Raw genomic sequence first — 16620 nt, forward strand, 5'->3', positions numbered from 1 at the left:
TTAATCCGGGAGAGTTATTTTACCGGTAACATGATCTGGCGCAGTCTGGCGCATAATTTTTAATCTTTTAAGCCCCGGGAGGATTCACCCCCGGGGCTTTTTTTATTACACTGCCTGTAGACATTTTGCCCCTGAGCCCCAGTGGTGGTGCCATTTACACTATTCTTCGACGTCATCGCGCGGTGGCCGGACAGATAAATTTTGAGGAGCCTCTATGAATTCGACAATGTTACGGGTAACAAATCGCATTATCGAACGGTCGCGCGAAACCCGCTCAGCCTACCTCGCACGGATTAATCAAGCCAAAAGCGATACCGTCCATCGCTCGCAGTTGGCCTGCGGTAACCTGGCGCACGGTTTTGCCGCCTGTCAGTCAGAAGATAAAGCGTCGCTGAAGAGCATGTTGCGCAACAACATCGCCATTATCACCTCCTACAACGATATGTTGTCCGCCCACCAGCCTTATGAACATTATCCGGATATCATTCGCAAAGCCTTGCACTCCGCCAATGCGGTAGGGCAAGTGGCCGGCGGCGTACCGGCAATGTGTGACGGCGTGACGCAGGGTCAGGATGGCATGGAGCTGTCGCTGCTGAGCCGCGAAGTGATTGCCATGTCCGCCGCCATCGGCCTGTCGCATAACATGTTCGACGGCGCATTGTATCTTGGCGTATGCGATAAAATTGTTCCCGGTCTGACCATGGCGGCGCTCTCCTTCGGTCATCTGCCGTCGGTGTTTATTCCCTCCGGCCCGATGGCCAGCGGTCTGCCGAATAAAGAGAAAGTGCGTATTCGTCAGCTGTATGCCGAAGGTAAGGTTGACCGTATGGCGCTGCTTGAATCCGAAGCTGCCTCTTATCATGCGCCGGGCACTTGTACCTTCTACGGTACCGCCAACACCAACCAGATGGTGGTTGAGTTCATGGGTATGCAGCTGCCAGGTTCCTCGTTTGTTCACCCGGACGCTCCGCTGCGTGAAGCGCTGACCAGCGCCGCCGCGCGTCAGGTGACGCGCATGACCGGCAACGGCAATGAGTGGATGCCGCTGGGTAAAATGATTGACGAAAAAGTGGTGGTCAACGGTATCGTTGCGCTGCTGGCGACCGGCGGCTCCACCAACCATACGATGCACCTGGTAGCGATGGCGCGCGCGGCGGGCATTATCATTAACTGGGATGATTTCTCCGATCTTTCTGATGTGGTGCCGCTGCTGGCGCGTCTGTATCCAAACGGTCCGGCGGACATTAACCACTTCCAGGCGGCAGGCGGCGTGCCGGTACTGGTGCGCGAGCTGCTAAAAGGCGGATTGCTGCATGAAGATGTCAACACGGTTGCCGGCTTCGGCCTGTCCCGTTACACCATGGAACCATGGCTGAATAACGGCGAACTGGACTGGCGTGAAGGGGCGACCGCGCCGCTTGACGATCAGGTCATTGCTACCTTCGAGAAACCGTTCTCCCGCCATGGCGGTACCAAAGTGCTGAGCGGTAACCTCGGTCGTGCGGTAATGAAGACCTCCGCGGTGCCGGTTGAGAACCAGATTATCGAAGCGCCAGCGGTCGTCTTTGAGAGCCAGCACGACGTACTGCCGGCGTTTGAAGCGGGACTGTTGGATAAAGATTGCGTAGTCGTTGTACGCCATCAGGGGCCGAAAGCGAACGGCATGCCAGAATTACATAAACTTATGCCGCCACTTGGTGTATTATTGGACCGCCGTTTCAAAATTGCGCTGGTCACCGATGGTCGACTTTCCGGCGCATCAGGCAAGGTACCGTCAGCCATCCATGTTACTCCTGAAGCCTACGATGGCGGCTTGCTGGCGAAAGTTCGCGATGGCGACATGATTCGCGTTAACGGGCAGACCGGCGAGTTGACCCTGCTGGTCGATGAAGCCGAACTGGCCGCCCGCCAGCCGCATATTCCTGACCTGAGCAGTTCGCGGGTCGGTACCGGCCGCGAGATGTTCGGCGCGCTGCGCGAGAAGCTCTCCGGAGCCGAGCAGGGCGCAACCTGCATCACTTTTTAAGACGATTCGATTTGTAGATCTGGCGAGAGAAAACTCTGATGAAAAACTGGAAAACAACTGCAGAAGCAATCCTGACTAACGGCCCGGTCGTACCGGTTATCGTGGTGAAAAAGCTGGAACACGCGGTGCCGATGGCGAAAGCGCTGGTTGCAGGCGGCGTACGCGTTCTGGAAGTCACGTTGCGCACCGAGTGCGCGCTGGAAGCTATCCGCGCTATCGCCAAAGAAGTGCCGGAGGCGATTGTCGGCGCCGGCACCGTGACCAACGTTGAGCAACTGAAAGCCGTAACTGAAGCAGGCGCGCAGTTCGCTATTAGCCCGGGCCTGACCGAGTCCCTACTGAAAGCGGCGACCGGCGAAGGTACTATCCCGCTGATCCCGGGGATCAGCACCGTTTCCGAACTGATGCTGGGCATGCAGTATGGTCTGAAAGAATTCAAATTCTTCCCGGCGGAAGCGAACGGCGGCGTGAAAGCGCTGCAGGCGATTGCGGGTCCGTTCGGTCACATTCGTTTCTGCCCGACTGGCGGTATCTCTCCGGCGAACTATCGCGATTACCTGGCGCTGAACAGCGTGCTGTGTATCGGCGGTTCCTGGCTGGTTCCGGCCGACGCGCTGGAGGTTGGCGATTACGAGCGTATCACTAAGCTGGCTCGTGAAGCGGTAGAAGGCGCGAAATAATTTCTGCGCCTTAAATGACAGAAGCCCGGCCCGCGTGAGCGACCGGGCTTTTTTTTATCCCTTCACGACAACCGCGGCGGCAGCGTTTTTGGCGCGGCTGATGGCTTCATCGACGTTGTCAGCAACCGCCAGCGTAACGCCCAGGCGACGCGCGCCGGCGATTTCCGGTTTGCCGAACAGCCGCAACTGCAGACCCGCGCCAACGGCGGCATGCAGATTGCCAAAGGTCACATTCTCACTGGTTAGCTGCGGTAAAATCACCGCCGATGCCGCTGGGCCATACTGGCGGATGGCGCCGATCGGCAGGCCAAGGAAGGCGCGAACGTGCAGGGCGAATTCCGATAGATCCTGCGAGATCAGAGTGACCATGCCGGTATCGTGTGGGCGAGGGGAGACTTCGCTGAAGATAACCTCATCGCCGCAAACGAACAATTCAACGCCGAAGAGCCCATATCCACCCAGCGCCAGCACCACTTTGCGGGCGATCTCCTGCGCGCGTTGCAGCGCGAGATCGCTCATCTGCTGCGGCTGCCAGGATTCACGGTAGTCGCCATCTTCCTGACGATGGCCTACCGGGGCGCAAAAGTGGACGCCGTCGACGGCGCTGACGGTGAGCAGCGTAATTTCAAAATCAAAATTTACCACCCCTTCGACGATGACGCGTCCGGCGCCTGCGCGCCCGCCCTGTTGGGCGTGTTGCCAGGCGGCGCTGAGCTGGTCAGCCGAGCGGATAAAGCTTTGGCCTTTACCCGAGGAACTCATTACCGGCTTAACGATACAAGGCAGACCAATTTCGGCGACGGCGGCGCGGAACCCTTCTTCACTGTCGGCAAAACGATAGGCAGAGGTGGGGATCTGCAGTTCTTCTGCCGCCAGCCGGCGAATGCCTTCGCGATTCATGGTGAGTTTCGCGGCCCGCGCGGTTGGCACCACTTTTTGCCCGGCTTGTTCAAGTTCAACCAGAGTGTCGGTGGCAATGGCTTCGATCTCCGGCACGATATAATCTGGCCTTTCTAAGGCGATCAGTTCACGCAGCGCGTCGCCGTGCAGCATGTTGATGACGTGCGAACGATGGGCCACCTGCATCGCCGGCGCATCGGGATAGCGGTCGACGGCGATGGTTTCAATACCCAGCCGCTGGCATTCAATGGCGACTTCTTTTCCGAGCTCGCCGGAACCTAACAACATTACCTTCGTGGCCGCGGGGCGCAGCGCGGTACCTAATAAAGTCATAACCTACTCTCAGCGTAAACAGAACATGCCGCGCATTATAAACGAAAACGTTTGCGTCTGTCTTTATACGCGTAAGTTGAGAACGGCGGCGAAATTTGATATACTGTATATAAATACAGTATAAAGAGGCTGCACAATGGCGGTTGAAATCAAATACGTCGTGATCCGTGAAGGTGAGGAAAAAATGTCTTTTGCCAGCAAAAAAGAGGCCGATGCTTACGACAAAATGCTCGATTTGGCTGAGGTGCTCAATGACTGGCTGGTCGCGTGCCCGCTGGAATTAGATGAAGCTCAGCGTGACAATATGTCGATGTGGCTGGCCGAGCGCAAAGACGCCTTACACCACATTCTGAAGTCAGGGAAATTGCCGGAAGCAGAAGATCATGCTGAGGCGGCGGCAGAAATGCCGGAGTCTGCGCCTACAGAGGACGAGGCTCAGCCTGGTGCCGCCGAAGAAGGCGCCGCGAAAAAGCCGCGCAAAGCAAAGGCCGCCTGATAACCGGGCGCAACGGAAATTTTCGCATCTTTAGCCAGCCATAACATTTCCTGACGTCTCGTCGTTTAGGCTGATGGCATCGCATCTCGCGCTATGAGGAATGTTATGGCTAACTGGCTTAATCAACTTCAGTCCCTGCTGGGTCAGCAGGGCGATTCCGTTTCCGCTGAAAAGTCTTCATCCGCTAAAAACCTGCTGCCCGGCGCATTGGGCGGCCTTGCGGGTTTGTTGGTCGCCAGCAAATCATCGCGCAAGCTGCTGGCGAAATATGGCACTGGCGCGCTGCTGGTTGGCGGCGGCGCGGTGGCAGGCAGCGTGCTGTGGAATAAATATCAGCAAAAAATGCGCGGTCAGCAGGCGGATATCGCAATGCGGACATCCACCGCGGTTGCCCAGGAACCGGTTGTGCTTGATGCGCGCAGCGAGCGGCTGATTACCGCGCTAGTCTTTGCCGCCAAAAGCGACGGTCATATTGACGAACGTGAACGTCAGCATATAGAAGAGCAGTTGCGCGCGGCGAACATCGACGTGCAGGGCCGAGTGTTGATCGACAGGGTTTTAACCCAGCCGCTCGACCCGCAGCGGCTGGCGCAAAGCGTGCGCGATGGGCAAGAAGCGCTGGAAATCTACTACCTCAGCTGCGCGGTAATTGATATCGACCATTTTATGGAGCGCAGCTATCTGGATGCGCTCGGCGATGCGCTCAAGCTGCCTGAGGACGTTCGTCAGGAGATAGAACGCGATGTTCAGGCGCAAAAGCAGGCGCTTGATTCTTAAAAGAGAGCGTTTCGCTTGCATCGCTGGCCACTTTTGCCACCCTTATAGACACGACATCGTTCAGGGCGCTCGGCGCCCTGAGTGATTTTGTGATTCCATAATAAGACGCAGAAGAATAACGCATGCTACCGAAAGCCAAACGGATCCCCCACGCCATGACGCTACATGGCGACACTCGCATCGATAACTACTACTGGCTACGCGATGACGAACGCGCGCGCCCGGAAGTGCTGGAGTATCTCCATCAGGAAAATGACTACGGCAAAAAGGTGATGGATACACAAAGCAGCCTGCAGGAGCGGGTGCTGAAGGAAATCATCGATCGCATTCCGCAGCGGGAGGTCTCCGCTCCTTATAGCAAAAATGGCTACCGCTATCGCCAGGTCTATGAACCAGGCTGTGAATACGCGATTTACCAACGTCAATCGGTGCTCAAAGAAGAGTGGGATGAATGGGAGATTTTGCTCGACGCCAACCAACGGGCGGCGAAGAGCGAATTCTATACTCTCGGCGGATTAGGCGTCGCGCCGAACAACCAACTGATGGCGGTGGCGGAAGATTATCTTTCCCGCCGTCAGTACGGCTTACGTTTTAAGGATCTGAGCAGCGGCGAATGGTCGGCTGAGATCCTGGAAAACGTCACGCCAGGATTTGCCTGGAGTAATGACTCTCGTTTTTTGTGGTATGTGCGTAAGCACCCGACCACGCTGCTGCCGTATCAGGTCTGGCGGCATGCCATTGGCACTAGCGCGGATAACGATGTGTTGGTCTACGAAGAGAAAGACGACACGTTTTACGTCAGCGTGCATAAAACCACCTCCCAGCAGTTTGTGGTTATTTATCTTGCCAGCGCCACCACCAGTGAAGTGTTACTCCTTAATCCGGAGCTTCCTGACGCCGAACCGGTGTGCTTTTTGCCGCGACGCAAGGATCATGAATATAGCCTCGACCATTATCAGCACGCGTTTTATCTGCGCTCTAATCGCGAGGGCAAAAACTTCGGGCTTTACCGCACCGTGCTCCGCGACGAAGACCAGTGGCAGACGCTGATCCCAGCACGTCCTGACGTGATGCTCGAAGGTTTTACCCTGTTTACCGACTGGCTGGTGGTCGAGGAACGCCTGCGGGGCTTAACCAGCCTGCGGCAGATCAACCGTAAAACGCGAGAAGTGGTTGGCATCGCTTTTGACGATCCCGCCTACGTCACGTGGCTTGCCTATAATCCGGAACCGGAAACGTCAAGGCTGCGCTATGGTTATTCATCGATGACGACCCCGGATACGCTATTTGAGCTGGATATGGATACCGGCGAGCGGCGGGTTATCAAACAACAGGAAGTGCAGGGCTTTGACGCTGCCTGTTATCGCAGCGAACATTTGTGGGTGACAGCGCGTGACGGCGTGGAGGTGCCGGTATCGCTGGTCTATCACCGCGAACACTTTCGTAAAGGGGCCAACCCGCTACTGGTGTACGGCTATGGCTCTTACGGCGCCAGCATGGACGCCGATTTTAGCGCCAGCCGTCTGAGCCTGCTGGATCGCGGTTTTGTCTTTGCAATAGCCCATATTCGCGGCGGCGGCGAACTTGGCCAGCAGTGGTATGAAGACGGCAAATTCCTCAACAAGAAGAATACCTTTAACGATTATCTGGACGTCTGCGATGCGCTGCTGGCGCAGGGATATGGCGACCCTAAATTATGCTATGGCATGGGCGGCAGCGCCGGCGGCATGCTGATGGGCGTGGCGATAAACCAACGACCGGAGTTGTTCCATGGCGTAGTGGCGCAGGTGCCGTTTGTTGACGTACTGACCACCATGCTCGACGAATCTATTCCGCTCACGACCGGTGAGTTTGAGGAGTGGGGAAACCCGCAGGACGAAACCTATTATCACTATATGAAGAGCTATAGCCCCTATGATGGCGTCTCAGCCCAGGCTTATCCGCATATGTTAGTGACCACCGGGCTGCATGATTCGCAGGTGCAATACTGGGAACCCGCAAAATGGGTGGCGAAGCTACGCGAGCTGAAAACCGACGACAATCTGCTGCTGTTATGTACCGACATGGATTCCGGGCATGGCGGTAAGTCGGGACGGTTTAAAAGCTACGAGGGCGTGGCGTTGGAGTACGCCTTTTTAATCGCCCTCGCGCAAGGCACCTTGCCCGGCAAGGTAGAAGTGTAGCGTTACTCGCCGAGGTAGTGTTTGAGGGTCAGCCGCAGTTCAGGGCTCATTCGGTCCAGGTTATTGAACAGCCAACGTAAATAGCCTGGATCGTTTTCCGCCACTTCCGACACCGCTTTGCCGCGATATTTGCCGAAGGTAAAGGTAGTCAGCAGCGCCGGTCGGCCGGTAATGTCGGCCATTTCATCCGGTGACCAGCCGGAAACCTGCATGATATCCAGCAGTAGGGCAGCGGTGATATAACAGTCGTACAGCGCGCGGTGGTGATGCAAACCCGGTGGGGTGGCTACGCTTAGCTTGCGCGACTTATACAACCCCATATTGCTGTACTTAATTCCCGGCCACAGGCGGCGCGCCAGCTTCATAGTACAAATCCACTCGCCGTTCATTTCCGGTAATACCCGGCGATCAAAGCTGGCGTTATGGGCGACATACCATGGACTGCCCTGGTATTGCGGTACGATTTCTTCAATCCAGGGCTTATCGGCCACCATTTCTTCAGTGATGCGGTGGATAGCCATCGCCTGCGGGCTGATAGGGCGGTCAGGTCTCACCAGATGACTCATGGGATTCGTTATGTGGCCGTCGATGATATCGACGGAGGCAATTTCGACAATGCCGCCCTGCAAACCGCAGGTTTCGGTATCGATTACGCGCAGCATGGCTTACTCCTCGCCAAAAACACCAGCGTAAAGGAATGCGCGGCGGATGCCAATGGGGGGATCCTCAAGGAATGAGCAATCATTTTGCTTTCGGTTCATACGGCAGGCGGGAAAGTGACACGGATGCCAGACGGTGCGCGATCAGACGTTCACGGAACCAGTCGCGCAGGTGAGCCGGTTGCTCTCGCTCGACGAGGTCGGCAACGACCGGCATATTGTAGCGTTCTTTAAATGCGACGCCGGCCGCCGCGAGATCAACGTTGACCTTGTCCATTTCATCTTGCGAAATTTTTGCCAGATTATTTGCCATCAGTACCTCCTTCATTACGGCGCAAAAGTTACTAAGCGTGACGCTGAAAGGCAAGTCCCGGATGCTTAGCTCGACTATGCCATTATACAGGGTTATTCTCTGTCCAACATACATAACAAAAAGGAATGACGTTTATGCGAAACATCGCCGGACGCGCGCTATACGCCGCCGTATTTTTCAGCGCTATGTTAACCACCGCCAGCGCTTTTGCTCATGCTCATCTGCAACAACAAATCCCGGCGGCCGATTCGACGGTCTCCGCGTCGCCGCAGTCGCTCACGTTAACGTTTAGTGAAGGCGTCGAGCTCTCCTTCAGTGGTGTGACCCTCAGCGGCCCGCAGAATAAACCTGTCGCTACCGGCAAGCTGGCCCGCAGCGACGGTAATAAGGCGCAATTAACGCTGCCGCTGACTGAACCGCTGGCGGCGGGCGAGTATACCGTAGCGTGGCATGTGGTCTCCGTTGACGGCCATAAGACCAAAGGGCAATACCACTTCAGCGTGAAGTAAACCATGCTGACGGGAGTGTATGTCGGCCTGCGGTTTGTCCACTTCATCTCATTGATGACGGCTTTCGGTTGCGCGCTGTACGGCGCATGGTGGGCGCCAGCCTCGCTGCGTCGTCTGCTGATGCAGCGTTTTTATCCTTTGCTGCGCTACCTGCTAATGATTAGCGCTATTTCAGCCACCTTGATGCTGATGGCACAAGGCGGGTTGATGGCCGATGGCTGGGGGGATGTCTGGCGACCTGCAATCTGGAGGGCTGTTATCGGGACGCAGTTCGGCGGCGTCTGGCTTTGGCAAATGGTGCTGGCGTGGATTGCGCTGGCGGTGGCGTGGCTCAAACCACGCCGCCCGGCGCGTCTTCTGTTACTGCTATTTTGCGCGCAGTTGTTGTTAATGGCCGGCGTGGGGCATGCGGCGATGAACGACGGTTGGCTCGGCGCGCTACAGCGCACCAATCACGCGCTACATCTGTTCTGCGTCGCTGCCTGGGCCGGCGGGCTGTTGCCATTTGTCTATTGCCTGCGGCTGGCGCGCGGGCGCTGGCGTCAGGTAGCGATAACCACCATGATGCGTTTTTCACGTTATGGGCATCTGGCCGTGGCTGGCGCGATTGCCAGCGGAATTGGCAATACGCTATTAATACAGGGGCGGCTGATTGGCGATTCACCGTGGGGAGCGATGTTGTTGCTCAAATGTGCGCTGGTCGCCGCGATGGTAGCAATTGCGCTGGTGAACAGGTATGTTCTGGTACCGCGAATGTCAGGCGAAGGCGCATGGGCGGAACGGACTATTTTACGCACTACACAGCTGGAAATGGCGCTTGCCGCGCTGGCGATCCTCGCCGTCAGCCTGTTCGCGACCTGGCAACCTAATTGAGTTAACTGGCTAAATGATGAAAAAAATCGTTCTGACAATGTTGTTACTGGCAAGCTCAGGCGCCGCGCTGGCGGCGCCACAGGTGATTACCGTGAGCCGTTTTGAAATGGGCAAGGACAACTGGGCCTTCACCCGCGAAGAGGTGATGTTAACCTGCCGCCCGGGTAATGCGCTTTATGTGATTAACCCGAGCACCCTGGTGCAGTATCCGCTGAATGATGTCGCCGAGCAGGAAGTGAAGGCCGGTAAGACTACCGCGCAGCCGATTTCAATCATCCTGGCTGACGATCCGCAGCATCCGGGGCAAAAAATGAGTCTGGCGCCGTTTATCGAACGAGCGCAAAAGCTCTGCTGATAATTACCTATATCACGTTGTTTTAAAGATAAAAAACCGCCTGCGTCTTGTGGAAAAACGCGGCGGTTTTTTGTTGGCGCAACGGATTTTGTCAGCAATTTTTCAACCGCTTTTGTCGCGGACTGGAAAAGCTGACACAGTCAACTATTCTTATAAGGCAAGGCGACTTAGCCTGCATTAATGCCAACTTTTAGCGCACGGCTCTCTCCCAAGAGCCATTTCCCTGGACCGAATACAGGAATCGTGTTCGGTCTCTTTTTATCTATTATTCAGCGAGTTATACACATCCATTGTTAATGCTCATACGGCTGAACGTTGAGCTTTCTCCCTTATATCACAACCAAAACCTGCTTAACATTATTTTTACATAAAAATTGCCGTCGCGTCGCAACGGCAACTCCGATACCCGAAATGTCACTTTAGTGAAAACGTGAATTTTTGATGAGTAAACTATTGTAGAGAGGGGCAGCCCTCTTTTATACGGCCAACTTGGTCTCACTCGCTTTAACAGAATGTCTTTTTATATAGTATTTAAACATCTTCATCGCGGGTAATTCTATGAGTCGATATGATAAATAAGAGAAGACGAAAGTCAGGCTGAGTATAGCCGCGACTTTTATGATCCCAGGGATATCACTCCAAATCCAGTTGGTATGAATTCTGATGTACTGATTTATTGCATAATGAATAAGATACATTGAATATGAAATATTGCCCAGAAAATGCAGGAACTTGTTTTTGAAAATGGCATTCCCGGCTTCAAAGTATAGGGCCGTGAAGAATATCAAAAATGCCCCATAAAAAATACCAGATTTGAATATTAAACCATGGCCGCCATTGACATATAACATTGTCAAATATATCGTTGACAATATTATTAAAGCCTGTTCAAAGAGTTTGCTCCTATATTTTACAAGCCAACCTCTCAGTTCGAAAAGTGCCATCCCAGCAATGAATTCCCAGGTGATTGTGGTGCTAATGATTTTGATTGGCACCTGATACCAATGTTGTACTAATATATTTGCTGACACATATCGGTTGAACTCAAAAGTACCATTATATGTAATTTGGGATATAACTGTTAATGCTATTAAGAACAGAGAGCATAGCACAGATCTGTATTTTTGTGATGCTTTCATAGCTACTGAAAATACAATGTAAAAATAAACTTCATAGGTTAATGTCCATGGGGTTCCCATCAGGTTAAAGTCATAAGCAGGAGCGGGAGTAGAGTAATCTTTATGAAACAAAAGTAAGGACTTAATCATGGTTGATAGATTAATGTCGCGAAACACTGTTAAACAATAGAATACCCAGACAATAAAAAGGCAAGGGTAAATTCGCACAATCCTTTTTCCCAGGAATAAAGCCGTATTTTCATTACCATTTTTTGTAGCATAGGCAATAATAAATCCACTGATTATAAAAAATATATCCACACCAATCCTTCCGGCATCGAATAGATGTCCCCATTCATCACCCATATACCAGGAGATGTGAAGTAATACGACTAATAATGCTGCTATACCTCGAAGGTAATGTATCGATACTATTTCTTGTTTGCTGTTCATTTAATCAATAATCTGAAGGGAAGAATTTCCGCAGATGTTATCACTTACAATGCAGTCTCTCAGCATAAATAAGAGGGGTTGGTAATCTACAAGTATTAGTAATTATTGCGATATGTTTTATTTTTCATTATTATCAAATGGTTATGGATTTATTGTTTTAGATGTTCATTTTTTTTGTTACTTTTTCAGAAAAAATTTAATATGGATTAATAGGTTTGTTTAGCTATTTATATATCACGCATGTATGTTTAATTTTATTAACATTCAGTGCGTGAATAATATATTGCTGAGGTTGAATTAAATTAACTAGATGCTCTTATTTGAGCAGTGGTTCATGAGATAATCCGGGAATAATGATAATCAGATATCCGATTCCCGATGTGGCTTTCAGAGCCTGTCCCCCCTCTATCCAGACTGAGCATTGTCTAAAATTAATGCTAAAAGTGTTTTACATCGTAGCTCTTCGTATGAGGACCGTTGAGAACGCAGCTATTCCGTAAGTTGCAATTCGCGATACGCTCATTTTGTTGTCGGTATAGGCTGTAAAACGGCGGGAAGAACGGGTTACGTTGAAGATCACGCCCGGAAAGAAGACACCTGCACACAACCAGACCCATAGTGCAGGTGAAGGATGGGTCTACATCGGAAGTCATTAGTATACATATTTGTATGATAAATAAAATGAGGCAATGATGGAATGTTATGCAATTAATGCGGTTCTTTGGGAAGTGAAGACCTTCTGCCGCCAATTGATACAGCCAGAATGAAGTCCTGGCAAAGTCAGCATGTTTGCATTTATTCTGGGGCGATTAATGATGGATAGAGTAAGGTTTCCAGATAGCTAACCAATACCCATATCTCGTCACTGAAAATAAACCACAGGGCACTGCCTAAAATAAGCAGGATAACCAGCAGCAGGAAAATCTCAGTTTTACTCATGGGTCAATGGCCAACTTAAACCGATTATCAACAGGCCACGATATTAACCAAAGAATGTACAAATGAAAACGCCGTTATTTAAAACGGCGAATTTTTTTCGTAATAAGACGTGAATATTTATTTTACACTTAGCAGATTAGCCACCTGTACGGCCATCTCATCCATTAGCTGGAAACGGCGGCGATATTCGGCGCGCTTCTTGCTCGCGATACTTTCCAGCGATTTTCTTTCCAGTTTCAGCGGCAAGCGCCAGCGGTAACTATCCTCACGCACACCTTCAATTGATTGCCAGAACTCATCATAGCTGGCATGGAAGTGCCGGCCTTTGCTTAAACGATAGCGCAGCGCGCGGAATACGTGGCCATTATCGCTAACGGCGTAAATAGCCTGAATATTGCTTTGGCCGGCCAACAGCCAGATGAATTCCAGCAGCAGACGTTTGGGAAACAGGCCGTAGCAGGCGCGGGTCGCGTGTTTAATCACCTCATGAGAAACATGGCGGCGGGGCCCCTGCAGGCCGCCGATGACCAGTTGCCACTGCCCTTGGTGGCGGATTACGCTAAACGTGACGCTGGCCAACAACTGGTGATGGCTATCGCGAAGCCAAAGGGTGGTTTCACCTTCCCGCTCTGCTTTCCCGGCTGACGAGGCAAAGAGCGTAAAGGCCGCATCATCTTTAGCGGACAGGGTCAGTAACGGTAGTTCTGACGGCGATATCATGGCCATCGCCAGCCGGTTTTCGCCCAACGAGTCGACGTACTGATAGTGGCTGATGATGGCCTGGGAACGCTGACGCGCGTTTAGATCGCGCACTAAATACTGACGATGTACTTTACCTGGAAGCGTAGCCTGCGCAGCCAACAGTTGGCGGAAATCACTACGTGCCGAAAGGGTGTCCAGCATTTCTCGGGTCGGCTGATAAAATAATGCCGTACGCAACAAGAATTTGAGCCGAAAGTTGCGTTTTTGCCAGATTGGCGCAGGCGTGATACGCCCCATTACGAGATCGGCAATCAAATTTGAGCGTTGCTGCAGTGTGCATGATGAATGCAGGCTATTGTCCGTCACGATGTCATACCTCGTCATTATTTTATTTTTATTTTACGGATCTCGCGGGAAAAGCTTAATGGTTCGCCAGACTATATTTACGCCTTGTTTAACGTTGATTGACGTATGAATTTTCAACCTCTTTTTCAGACATATTTTGTATAATTAACAGAGGGGGTGAAATATGTATCAGCGATTGGCAGGTAGCACCTGGCGTAATATTTGGCTGGTGGGCGATCTACATGGTTGTTTTGCTTTATTAATGTCCCAGCTGCGCCAGCTTAAATTTGATCCCTGGCAGGATCTTCTTATTTCTGTTGGCGATCTGATTGACCGTGGGCCGCAAAGCGTGGAATGTCTGGGGTTGCTGCGTTGCCGGTGGTTCAGAGCGGTGCGCGGTAACCATGAGCAAATGGCGCTGGATGCGCTGGCGAGCGGGGAAATGGCACTGTGGACGATGAACGGTGGCGAGTGGTATCCAACCGCCTCACAAGAACAGAAACGGTTGGCTGATTTGCTGTTTAACCGCTGCCGGGATGTGCCGTTAATCATTGAACTCCGCTGTCAGGATACCACCCACGTGATTGCCCATGCCGACTATCCCGCCAGCGTTTATCATTGGCAGTTGCCCGTGGACGAACATCAGGTGCTCTGGGGCCGCCAGCGTTTAACCGATCATCTGGCGGGGCGGCACGGTGAGATTGTCGGGGCGGATCACTTTTGGTTTGGCCATACGCCGCTTAAACGCCGTTACGATAGCGATAACCAACACTACATTGACACCGGCGCGGTGTTTGGCGGAGAGCTAACGCTGGTGCAGCTGCAGTGAGCCGCTTAAAAATCGCTGTATTCCGTCGCCGGTCGCCAGAAGCCGTCGATAAAATCTTCTACCGGGAAACAGCCTCCCTGGCGAATTCGTTGGTCGTCCATAGCGACGAGGCATTGTCGTTCGTTATCATAGACATCCACTACGATGTCTTCGCACCCGCCGTCCAGATAGCAAATGAATAATACTAAGGCAAACATCCTGCCCTCATTAGCGAATGAACATAAGGTAAGTGTAGGGGAAGTTAGCGCAGCGGGGGAGGGATATAAATAACCCGTCTCAGGCGACGGGTTCATTTGAGTCAGGCAAGGCGCATGACCCAGGCATCGGATTGGCGATCGTAATGTTTGCGGTAAAGCACAGAATGTTCGCCATTAAGAATGGCGGGAACGCTGGTTTCGGCATCCCAGGCGTCTAATTGCATGCATAAGTCAGGATCGGATTTGCAAGGAATGCTTAACGTTCGCTCACCCTGTGACTCGCCATGCAGCTCGGCGTCGTCGATCTCAAACGCGCCGATTCGTACGTTAGTTTTACTCATCATTCACCCCGTTTGTCTGCTGAGTTGTGGTACGACCAGTTAGGCCGTCATTTTTCAGCGTAGACAACGGGGAGTAAATCGCCAGTCAAAAAGTGCGCTTTTTGGCGCGCGGTCACGACTTTCCAGCGAAGAGTTTGCCGTCGCGCACCAGTTCGCGGGGGTAACTGTTTTTCAACCGCGATCCCACACGCTTGGCAAGTCCTAATGGCGTTCCCTGGAACGTGACAATCACTTCATCCTGCCGCGGCGGCGCCTCGGGATAGACATCGCGTCCACGATACCACTCTTCCGCTTCCGCTAAGGTGAGCTCAAACGGCTCCTCTGGCGCGGCAAGCGCGATCGCTGCTTCATGCTGCCAGCGGTAGCCTTTGTTATGCGTTTCAGCGAGGCGGATCCCGATGCGCGAAAAACGGACGTTGCCGATTAGCGCTTCCAGCGCCTGTGGGAACAGCCAGATTTCTTTATCACGCTGCCACAGATGAAGATGCTCTCCCCAATGCAGGCCAACGGCGTTGGCGGCTGCGGTGACAGCCGCTGCCTCACGTCCTTTCATCGGCGCGAAAGGGAACTTACCCACTTTATAGCCGGGCGCAGGCAGCGGATCGATAGAGGCGGTTTTACGCAGGCGGGCAACGAAAAAACCCTCACAATCAAAAATCTGCGGGAACACGTGCAGGAAGCCTTCGTCGGTGAGCGCCTCGCGGGCCTGTGGGAACAGTGAATCCAGCGTCAGGACTTCTACCGCCTGCGGGTAGGTCTGCAGGAGCCAGTTTATCACTTCCTCGTTTTCTTCACGGTTCAGTGTACAGGTGGAGTAAACGAGGGTGCCGCCAGGACGCAGAGCGTGAAAGGCGCTGTCAATGAGCTCACGTTGGGTGGCGGCAATCTCCTGATTACTTTCTGGCGACCAGTTTTTTAGCGCATCAGGATCTTTACGCACTACCCCTTCGCCCGAGCAGGGGGCGTCGAGCAAAATCGCATCGAAACACTCAGGCAGAGCGGCGCCGAAGACGCGCCCGTCGAAGTGGGTGAGGGCAACGTTCGTGATGCCACAGCGGCTGATATTGGCGTGCAGCACTTTCACCCGACTGGCGGAGAATTCGTTAGCCAGAATCCCGCCGCGATTGCCCATGCGAGCGGCGATTTGCGTCGTTTTGGAACCCGGCGCGGCGGCGACGTCCATCACTCGCTCAGGCATGTTCCCATCGGCGAACAGCGCCGCTACCGGCAGCATCGAGCTCGCTTCCTGAATATAAAATAGCCCGCTCAGATGCTCGGCGGTGCTGCCCAGCGGTAATACATCGTCGTCATCGCGCTCGATCCAGAAACCCTCGGCGCACCACGGAACCGGCGTTAACTGCCAGCCGTAAGGGGCGACCAGTTGCAGAAAATCAGCGACCGTAATCTTCAACGTATTGACGCGGATACTGCGACGCAGCGGACGCTGGCAGGCGGCGATAAAGTCATCGAAAGAGAGATGCGTTGGCATAGCCGCACGCATTTGAGCGAGGAAGGGTTCCGGAAGATAGACAGCGTTTTGAGCCACGAGCAGCGCACCACAAGAAAAAAGGGTGCGCAGTTTACCATAAACG

The 16620-nt window shown here is 53.1% G+C and carries 18 protein-coding genes; 9 read left to right on the forward strand and 9 right to left on the reverse strand.

The genetic code is table 11. The features are described 5' to 3' along the window. Positions 1–214: 214 nt before the first annotated feature. The gene (edd, locus tag ABLV66_RS09475) at positions 215–2026 is read left to right on the forward strand and encodes a phosphogluconate dehydratase (RefSeq protein WP_047066814.1); all 1812 of its coding nucleotides are present in this window, start codon (positions 215–217) and stop codon (positions 2024–2026) included. A 38-nt stretch (positions 2027–2064) separates the two neighbouring features. Beyond that, complete coding sequence (locus ABLV66_RS09480) at positions 2065–2706, forward strand: bifunctional 4-hydroxy-2-oxoglutarate aldolase/2-dehydro-3-deoxy-phosphogluconate aldolase (protein ID WP_348875952.1); 642 nt, start codon at positions 2065–2067, stop codon at positions 2704–2706. A gap of 54 nt (positions 2707–2760) precedes the next feature. Here ABLV66_RS09480 and purT read toward each other — a convergent pair whose 3' ends face one another. Then, positions 2761–3939: a formate-dependent phosphoribosylglycinamide formyltransferase gene (gene purT / locus ABLV66_RS09485; RefSeq protein ID WP_348875950.1), complete on the reverse strand. Its 1179-nt coding sequence runs from the start codon at positions 3937–3939 to the stop codon at positions 2761–2763. 136 nt (positions 3940–4075) lie between these two features. Between purT and ABLV66_RS09490 the strand changes: the two genes are divergently transcribed. The 3 genes from ABLV66_RS09490 to ptrB all read left to right on the forward strand — a co-directional run bounded on the left by ABLV66_RS09490 (position 4076) and on the right by ptrB (position 7395). Then, positions 4076–4435 (forward strand): YebG family protein, encoded by a 360-nt coding sequence (locus ABLV66_RS09490; RefSeq protein ID WP_045390327.1) that lies wholly within the window; start codon positions 4076–4078, stop codon positions 4433–4435. A gap of 105 nt (positions 4436–4540) precedes the next feature. Then, positions 4541–5212, forward strand: coding sequence for a tellurite resistance TerB family protein (locus ABLV66_RS09495; RefSeq protein WP_348875948.1), 672 nt, complete (start codon positions 4541–4543; stop codon positions 5210–5212). Between the two features lie 122 nt (positions 5213–5334). Next, on the forward strand, positions 5335–7395 hold the full coding sequence (gene ptrB / locus ABLV66_RS09500; RefSeq protein WP_348875946.1) for an oligopeptidase B: 2061 nt from the start codon (positions 5335–5337) through the stop codon (positions 7393–7395). A gap of 2 nt (positions 7396–7397) precedes the next feature. Here ptrB and exoX read toward each other — a convergent pair whose 3' ends face one another. Together exoX and ABLV66_RS09510 are read right to left on the reverse strand one after the other, a co-directional pair. After that, positions 7398–8057 (reverse strand): exodeoxyribonuclease X, encoded by a 660-nt coding sequence (exoX, locus tag ABLV66_RS09505; RefSeq protein ID WP_348875945.1) that lies wholly within the window; start codon positions 8055–8057, stop codon positions 7398–7400. A 79-nt stretch (positions 8058–8136) separates the two neighbouring features. Then, positions 8137–8367 (reverse strand): DNA polymerase III subunit theta, encoded by a 231-nt coding sequence (locus ABLV66_RS09510; protein WP_015366007.1) that lies wholly within the window; start codon positions 8365–8367, stop codon positions 8137–8139. A gap of 134 nt (positions 8368–8501) precedes the next feature. On the opposite strand from ABLV66_RS09510, the gene yobA reads away from it, so the two are divergent. From yobA to ABLV66_RS09525, 3 genes are read left to right on the forward strand one after another with little or no spacing between them, the layout of a single operon-like run. Beyond that, positions 8502–8876: a CopC domain-containing protein YobA gene (yobA, locus tag ABLV66_RS09515; protein WP_045390336.1), complete on the forward strand. Its 375-nt coding sequence runs from the start codon at positions 8502–8504 to the stop codon at positions 8874–8876. 3 nt (positions 8877–8879) lie between these two features. Then, entirely contained in the window at positions 8880–9749 is an 870-nt protein-coding gene (copD, locus tag ABLV66_RS09520) for a copper homeostasis membrane protein CopD (protein ID WP_045390338.1), read from the forward strand. Positions 9750–9762: 13 nt separating this feature from the next. Then, positions 9763–10104 carry a YebY family protein gene (locus ABLV66_RS09525; RefSeq protein ID WP_348875944.1) on the forward strand — a complete coding sequence of 114 codons (342 nt, stop codon included), beginning with the start codon at positions 9763–9765 and terminating at the stop codon, positions 10102–10104. 476 nt (positions 10105–10580) lie between these two features. Here the strand turns inward: ABLV66_RS09525 and ABLV66_RS09530 are convergent, their stop codons facing one another. The 3 genes from ABLV66_RS09530 to ABLV66_RS09540 form a co-directional block, all read right to left on the reverse strand. Then, positions 10581–11675, reverse strand: a complete 1095-nt coding sequence (locus ABLV66_RS09530; protein WP_348875942.1) for an acyltransferase family protein — start codon at positions 11673–11675, stop codon at positions 10581–10583. A gap of 795 nt (positions 11676–12470) precedes the next feature. Then, a complete protein-coding gene (locus ABLV66_RS09535) occupies positions 12471–12614 on the reverse strand; it encodes an Ecr family regulatory small membrane protein (RefSeq protein WP_348874664.1) in 144 nt (47 codons plus the stop codon). 117 nt (positions 12615–12731) lie between these two features. After that, entirely contained in the window at positions 12732–13700 is a 969-nt protein-coding gene (locus ABLV66_RS09540) for a VirK/YbjX family protein (protein ID WP_047045312.1), read from the reverse strand. Between the two features lie 145 nt (positions 13701–13845). Between ABLV66_RS09540 and pphA the strand changes: the two genes are divergently transcribed. After that, complete coding sequence (gene pphA / locus ABLV66_RS09545; protein ID WP_047077760.1) at positions 13846–14490, forward strand: protein-serine/threonine phosphatase; 645 nt, start codon at positions 13846–13848, stop codon at positions 14488–14490. A gap of 5 nt (positions 14491–14495) precedes the next feature. Here pphA and ABLV66_RS09550 read toward each other — a convergent pair whose 3' ends face one another. The 3 genes from ABLV66_RS09550 to rsmF form a co-directional block, all read right to left on the reverse strand. After that, on the reverse strand, positions 14496–14687 hold the full coding sequence (locus ABLV66_RS09550) for a YdfD/YebW family protein (protein ID WP_047045307.1): 192 nt from the start codon (positions 14685–14687) through the stop codon (positions 14496–14498). Between the two features lie 101 nt (positions 14688–14788). Continuing rightward, positions 14789–15028, reverse strand: coding sequence for a YebV family protein (locus tag ABLV66_RS09555; RefSeq protein WP_015705939.1), 240 nt, complete (start codon positions 15026–15028; stop codon positions 14789–14791). Between the two features lie 112 nt (positions 15029–15140). Further along, on the reverse strand, positions 15141–16574 hold the full coding sequence (gene rsmF / locus ABLV66_RS09560; protein ID WP_074165435.1) for a 16S rRNA (cytosine(1407)-C(5))-methyltransferase RsmF: 1434 nt from the start codon (positions 16572–16574) through the stop codon (positions 15141–15143). Positions 16575–16620 lie beyond the last annotated feature (46 nt).

The sequence above is a fragment of the Klebsiella sp. CN_Kp073 genome (assembly GCF_040065495.2).
GTDB classification, from domain to species: Bacteria; Pseudomonadota; Gammaproteobacteria; order Enterobacterales; family Enterobacteriaceae; genus Klebsiella; species Klebsiella aerogenes.